Here is a 6086-nt window from a genome sequence, read left to right on the forward strand (position 1 = left end):
GGGCATCGTCGAGACGCTGGATCTTCCACAGCGAACGGTCTACGGATACGTCGAGGATCTTGAAGTCCCAGGCTTCATCGAACAGTCGAACGATGGGCGGCCCGCGGAGTATACCGCTGAGGAAATCGATCTTCAACTGACTGAAGGTGACACCAAACGACGAATTACACCGGAGTTAGTTGAGGCGATTGCCCGCCAGATTCGGGATGACGATATTGACACGTACATCAATCGCCACGGACTCGACGGGCTCGCCATCGCGCTCGAATATGCTCGGGAATATGTTGACGGATCTGTCACGCATCAGATTATGTCTCGGGAACAAGATATCTCACCGCTCGAAGCGGGCGTCATTCTGGATGCACTCCGTCCTGTCGTTGAGGACTGATCCGGTATGGAAGATGATGGGGTAGTTGTTTTCATCGATTCGTCGGTCCTGATCAGTTGTGGTCGGCGTGAAAGCACGCGATTTCAGGCACTCGCTCGTGAAGCTCGTCAACGCGATACCGCCTTCCGAATCTCACCACAGGTGTATGCCGAGGTGACCAGCGATCCAGCACTCGATGCGTACATCTCTGATACTGCCGTCGACGACGCACTACAGGAGGGATGGATGAAGGTCACCGAAAGTCCATCCTATTCGGAATCAGATATCTCAACTGTGATGGATCAGACACGAAGCTTCATTGCGAGTTCGAGCAATCGGGCGGAGGATGTCGTGGAAAAAACGGATACGGAAATCGTTGGTCTAGCACTCGAAATGCTCCTTGGCGATACTACTAATCGAGTAATTGTAGTAACAAACGATATTCCGCTTGGCGAAGCATCGGAATCGCTAATACCGAAATACGGGTTCGACGCCGAACAAATTAAGTGGCTTACCGGTGGCGAACTCGCTGATGAAATTGCTGGAGGTTTTGTTCCGGAATTCGACTGACGCACCCATTTTCGTTGCCACGAGTACTGTCAGTACCCGGCAACTACTCGGAGTCGCCGCCGTCTGCGAGAGCTTCGCACATCTCCTTATTTTGCTCAACATCACGGGCCATGCCCCGCTCAGCTTCCCAGTTCATCGGTATGTGATTCTATATATTCACTGGGAATAGACTTTGCGACCACGCGAAACGTCTTCGAAAGGGGTGATTCGACTGCAACAGTGAACTAGTGAACTAGTAATTCGCCTACTGAGGAATCAGTGCGAGGACGATTAGAGGTCCTCGACGTACTCCCGCCGTACTTCGCGGCAGTTCGACTCGGTGCTCATGTCGTACCATCGTCCAATCGTGTCGGGATTGGCATCAAACCGCTTCGAAATCACGTCCTCGGTGGGAACGCCGTTCGCTCGGAGACGGGTGATGTAGCCTCGACGGACCGGATGAGGCGAGAGCGATTCCAGACACTCGTAGACCACACGTTGTTTGTCTGGGCGGCGTCACACGTACCGAGGTCCTCGCCGCCCGGGGATTCCTTCCCAATGGCACACGACCGGGTCCAGGCGCACACGTACTATCGAATTGTGCTCTTCTGGAGGCAGCCATTCTGCGTGGTCAGCAGTGGTCGTCGGTGACGATGTCCCTATTTGCCTCAATGTATCTATCGATGGTCTGTGCGGTATCCCCAGAAATACTGATTTCACGTTCCCAGTCGGAACCGTTCTTCAGCCTCGTGCCGGGCTCTTCACGACTGGCAGCTGCGAGGTAGCGTTCGTCGGCGTCGTAATCGTCGAAGTCAAATGCGTGGAATATCGAGGATCGAATTACGGTTTCTGAGAGGATCGCCCAGACGACATGTGCCTTGGTGAACGGTCTGTAGATTTCCAGGTGTTCGATAATCTCTTTGGCGGTCTCTCTGTCCAGACACCGCTCGTCTTGCCCCTCGTGTTTGGAGATTGTCGGGAGAACGGTGAGGCTATCAAAGCCGTAATCAAGTGTGCCCCCACGTTCGCAGTACTGGAGAAATTTTCGGAGGGCAGTTAGATACATGAGATGGGAGTATTGCTGTCGGTATGACAGCCGAGCGATAGCTGTCCACAACGTGATTTGTGTGTAGTCGATTGATGCTGCCCAACACCCATCAACTCGTTTGTCGGCTGGATATCGCCATCTCGAGCGATGGGTGTCGAGGTCGTGATCACATTCGCTTTCCACATGTAGAGAAATATGTATGATACGGGAGCCAGTACGCGTAAGTATGGCAACTGAAGAAGGTCCTGAAGAAACGAAAGTGAGCGACCGGGGGATGGTGACAATCCCTGCCGACCTCTGTCGGCGTCTCAATATCGAACCGGGGGACAAGCTTCGGTGGACCACCGACGAAGAAGAGAGTCTCTCCGTCGAAATCGTCCATCAGCGTGAGGGCGTCTTCGACGACTTCGAGCCGGTGGATGTTGGCGAGACGAATGCAGTCGAAGTCGAGAGCGAGTTCGGGGCGGAGTGATGCCAGTTGCCCTCCTGGACACCAACGTCCTCTTCGCCAGTGCCAGCGCCCGCGACGACTATCATAACCGCGCTCAGGAGATCGTCCGAGGTATCGATCACGGCGACCTCCCGGATGTTATGATGACGAACTACCTGTAACAGCGAGAGAGTCCCGTCCTTCCCGTGAGTAACGAGTGTTCCGACGTGCTGTCGGAACCGAGGACCGAACAGGGCGGGCGTGAATCGCGTAAGCTCCAGTGTGAAACTGCCGTGTTACTGCTGTTCTTGAGTCTCCAACGATTTCAGTCCTGCTTCTAAAACGTCTGCGTAGGCTTCTGAGAGGTCCAAATCGTTTGCTTCTGCGTAGTCTTTGACTCGGCCACCGAGCGTGTGTGAAATGTCGATGTTGGGGCGCATGACGAAAAGACTTAAGACTAAAAGTATAATAATCTGTTGTTGTGAAGCGTACCAACACGTTCGCCGTGCGCCCGCTCTCCGACGATGGTGAGCAACTGCTACGGGACCTGTTGGACGCTTCTGCCGCTCTCTGGAACGAAGTCAACTACCAGCGCCTCATGCGCTACAACGACGAAGACGGCTTCGAGGGCGACGTATGGGACGCCGATACAGCCCAACTCGAAGACCGATACAAAGGCGTTCTCGGTGCGTCCACCGCTCAACAGGTAATCCGGAAGAACAGCGAAGCGTGGCGCGGGTTCTTCCGCTTGAAAGAGCAGTACCACGACTCCTCGAACTCTTCGGTCACAGACCACCCGGAACCACCAGGATTCCGTGGCAACGAAGATGAGGGACGCCAACTCAAAACCGTCATCCGCAACACGTCGTACACCGTCGAATGGGGTGACCGCTCCCGGATTGAGATGCTGGTCGGGAGCGAGTTGAAAGACAGATACGATCACACCGGACGCCTCCGACTGGAAATCGCCGGCGACCCGACGTGGCCCGACTACGAAAAACAGGACCGGTTGGACCTGTGGTACGACGAGACTGATTGCACCTTCCGAGCTTCGCAACCCGTGACTGTTACAGATGCACGGGACACTCCACTGACCTCAGGGAAGGCCGCTCTGGACATTGGTGCGAACAATCTCGTCGCCTGTACCACCACGACCACGACCGGCGAGCAATACCTGTACGAGGGCCGCGAGTTGTTCCAGCGATTCCGTGACACGACACAGAAATTGCCCGGTTACAGTCGAAACTCAAAGAAGGATGATACAGTAGCGATCGCATCCGGCGACTGTACCGGAAGCGAACCCGTCGCCGCGACCACGCCCAAGAGGCACTGTGTCGTGACTTGTTGGAACGACTGTACAAGGACGTCGTTGATACCGTGTATATCGGTGGCTTGACCGACGTGCTGGACACGCACTGGTCGGTCGAAACCAACGCCAAGACCCACAACTTCTGGGCGTTCAAGCAGTTTACTGAGCGGCTGGCATATACTGCTGAGGAATACGGTATCTCGGTGGAAGTCCGGTCGGAAGCATGGACTAGTCAGGAGTGCCCACAGTGTGGTTCGACAGACCGAACGAAACGGCATCAGGACACACTAACGTGTTCGTGTGGATTCGAGGGTCACGCCGACCTTACGGCGTCAGAAACGTTCCTGAAGCGTCATCAGAACTCTTCGAGTTCTGGTTGGCAAACAAGACACGACGTGTCTCGTCAACGGCACACAGAGAAGGCAGTCAGGCCGATGGCACGACCCGTGCGGTTCGAGTGGGACGACCACCACTGATCGGGGACACCACACCCTCACGAAAGTCCCAAAGAACAGCGCACAGACCCGAGTACCGTCCACCGTGACGGGAATGTTGCCTCCGGCCGAGTCGTAGATCGGCTGAGACTCCCACGGAGGAAACCCCGGCGTCGTCGGGCTACGCCCGACTACAAGAGGCGCGAAGCGCCCTCCCTGTTTAGGCCGGGGAGGATGTCATGTCGTCGCGGAAATATTGAATCTTACTGGCGAGAAACTCGGACCAGACACCGCGAACGAGACGCTAGATCGGCTCATCGAGGGCGCTCACTTTGTATTGACCACGCACCGAAAACGGATTTCAACGCTGCTCAGCCCCTCTTCCGCCGGTACTTGGAGCTCTCATTCGTCGATTCGACTATTGCAGCATATATGGAACGGGAAGGTATCGAGTACCTCTACTCGTTCGACGATGATTTCGACGCTCTCGACGGCGTCACGCGGCTGGACACGCCGGATAACCCATTCGACTGAGGTGAATCGCTTCGGGGTCACCCCCCGAGATGTTTGGGCTGTTCCGTCTGTAGAGGCGTTATTCGCCGGTCGGTTCAACTTCTGACAGCGAGGGAATCCCGGCGTTCACGGCGGGCGTAGGTGACCCGAACAGCATTTGCCCGGCCTGATCGATCGACGGTAATCACGCCAAGTGTCTCGAGCGTATCGACGGCGGCATTCACACTACTCAACCCTTTCCCCGTCACTCGGTGGAGTTCTCGATTCGTGAACCCTCGCTCTGGATTGTCGACGAGAAGATGCAGAATATCGGCGGTTGCCCCGTATCGGAATGCATCCGTATCACCGAGTGGGACGGGGAGCCGAATGTACGAACCCTCTGTTGGCTCTTCACACCGAACCGTCTCACCGTTCATGAATGTTTTAATGGTTCAAAGCAACAAAAACCCTCGGTGACAACGATACACGGAGTTCTCGGAGCCTTCTCAATTTACCCCCGAAATCAGCCGCCTCAGCGGCGGGTAGAAGGCAACTTGATGACGCTGAAGAAGCCCTACTGAAAATCGAAGACCAACTCAACGACCTCGGATTACTGGGTTAACAGTCGTTGGTAATGTGGGTTTGTTTATTCGAAATGGGACGTGCAAACTATCGCTCCAGGTCAAATTGGTGTGGTTTCGAGTATACATATTGGTCATATTGCCAACGACTGTTACTGTGATTTCTCGAGAGGATTCGTCGGAGGGACAAAAGAGCTAATTCACTATTTTGAATCAGGGTTCAAAACAGTAATGATGCTGGAGAGTCGAGTACATGTATGAGCGATTCGAGAACCACGGACCACACGGCAAAGGTCGCCCGGATCCGGGAGGTTGCGATGACAGTTCGCGAACCAAAAAATGCGGGAGAGATAGCTGATGCTGCTGGTGTTGCCCGGAACACGGCCGAAAAGTACCTCACCCAACTCGTCGAGGCAGATAAACTCGCAACGATCCAACGCGGCCGCGAGACCTGCTACTATCCAGACCCAGTCACCCAGTATTTCGATCAGATCCGTGACCTCACCACCGACCACACGAAGGACGAACTCACGGCTGAATTAGAGGCCATCCGGGACGATATCGACGAGTGGAAAGAGGCATACGATGTGGAGTCCGCTGACGAGCTCCGGGCGACCGTCGGTGATGATATCCCAGCATCCGAACGCCGACAGCGGCGCCACGACGCAGACGATTGGGACTACTACGAGCACCAGGCGATGCTCATCAAGCAGGCAATTCAACTCTACGATACGATCGAGGCGACCCGCGAGAATCGCCTCGCATCCGCCAACTGACTCGGTGACAGCGGATGGGAAATGCACCGATTCCGGGAGACACGCATCTCCACCGATACGAGGTCCACAAACGAGTCGCAACTCGCCTTCAACGAGAAGC

General features: G+C 55.2%; 8 protein-coding genes and 3 pseudogenes. 8 read left to right on the forward strand and 3 right to left on the reverse strand.

Annotation, left to right across the window (positions count from 1 at the left end; all coding sequences use genetic code 11):
• Positions 1-4: 4 nt before the first annotated feature.
• The 3 genes from J07HQW2_RS09100 (at position 5) to J07HQW2_RS18240 (ending at position 1567) form a co-directional block, all read left to right on the forward strand.
• Positions 5-388: a DUF7437 domain-containing protein gene (locus tag J07HQW2_RS09100; RefSeq protein ID WP_394324639.1), complete on the forward strand. Its 384-nt coding sequence runs from the start codon at positions 5-7 to the stop codon at positions 386-388.
• 6 nt (positions 389-394) lie between these two features.
• Positions 395-937, forward strand: coding sequence for a PIN domain-containing protein (locus tag J07HQW2_RS09105; RefSeq protein ID WP_021055171.1), 543 nt, complete (start codon positions 395-397; stop codon positions 935-937).
• 258 nt (positions 938-1195) lie between these two features.
• Positions 1196-1567 (forward strand): hypothetical protein, encoded by a 372-nt coding sequence (locus tag J07HQW2_RS18240; protein ID WP_021055173.1) that lies wholly within the window; start codon positions 1196-1198, stop codon positions 1565-1567.
• On the opposite strand, the gene J07HQW2_RS09110 is transcribed toward J07HQW2_RS18240, so the two are convergent.
• Entirely contained in the window at positions 1548-2147 is a 600-nt protein-coding gene (locus J07HQW2_RS09110) for a hypothetical protein (RefSeq protein WP_048075218.1), read from the reverse strand. The genes J07HQW2_RS18240 and J07HQW2_RS09110 overlap by 20 nt on opposite strands.
• Before the next feature lie 43 nt (positions 2148-2190).
• Here J07HQW2_RS09110 and J07HQW2_RS09115 point away from each other — a divergent pair, with 43 nt between their 5' ends.
• Both J07HQW2_RS09115 and J07HQW2_RS18245 read left to right on the forward strand, forming a co-directional pair.
• Complete coding sequence (locus J07HQW2_RS09115; RefSeq protein WP_048075219.1) at positions 2191-2436, forward strand: AbrB/MazE/SpoVT family DNA-binding domain-containing protein; 246 nt, start codon at positions 2191-2193, stop codon at positions 2434-2436.
• Positions 2436-2573: pseudogene (locus tag J07HQW2_RS18245) on the forward strand (VapC toxin family PIN domain ribonuclease); the annotation flags it as partial. The gene J07HQW2_RS09115 and the pseudogene J07HQW2_RS18245, both read left to right, overlap by 1 nt.
• A 117-nt stretch (positions 2574-2690) precedes the next feature.
• Here J07HQW2_RS18245 and J07HQW2_RS18250 read toward each other — a convergent pair.
• On the reverse strand, positions 2691-2834 hold the full coding sequence (locus J07HQW2_RS18250) for a hypothetical protein (RefSeq protein WP_021055177.1): 144 nt from the start codon (positions 2832-2834) through the stop codon (positions 2691-2693).
• A 41-nt stretch (positions 2835-2875) separates the two neighbouring features.
• Between J07HQW2_RS18250 and J07HQW2_RS09120 the strand changes: the two are divergent.
• A pseudogene (locus J07HQW2_RS09120) lies at positions 2876-4272 on the forward strand (RNA-guided endonuclease InsQ/TnpB family protein); the annotation flags it as partial.
• Positions 4273-4375: 103 nt separating this feature from the next.
• A pseudogene (locus J07HQW2_RS09125) lies at positions 4376-4671 on the forward strand (type II toxin-antitoxin system VapC family toxin); the annotation flags it as partial.
• A 74-nt stretch (positions 4672-4745) separates the two neighbouring features.
• Here the strand turns inward: J07HQW2_RS09125 and J07HQW2_RS09130 are convergent.
• Positions 4746-5066 (reverse strand): hypothetical protein, encoded by a 321-nt coding sequence (locus J07HQW2_RS09130; RefSeq protein ID WP_021055181.1) that lies wholly within the window; start codon positions 5064-5066, stop codon positions 4746-4748.
• Positions 5067-5467: 401 nt separating this feature from the next.
• On the opposite strand from J07HQW2_RS09130, the gene J07HQW2_RS09135 reads away from it, so the two are divergent.
• The gene (locus tag J07HQW2_RS09135; protein ID WP_021055182.1) at positions 5468-5986 is read left to right on the forward strand and encodes an ArsR/SmtB family transcription factor; all 519 of its coding nucleotides are present in this window, start codon (positions 5468-5470) and stop codon (positions 5984-5986) included.
• Positions 5987-6086: the final 100 nt, after the last annotated feature.

The sequence above is a fragment of the Haloquadratum walsbyi J07HQW2 genome, from assembly GCF_000415985.1.
GTDB lineage: Archaea > Halobacteriota > Halobacteria > Halobacteriales > Haloferacaceae > Haloquadratum > Haloquadratum walsbyi_B.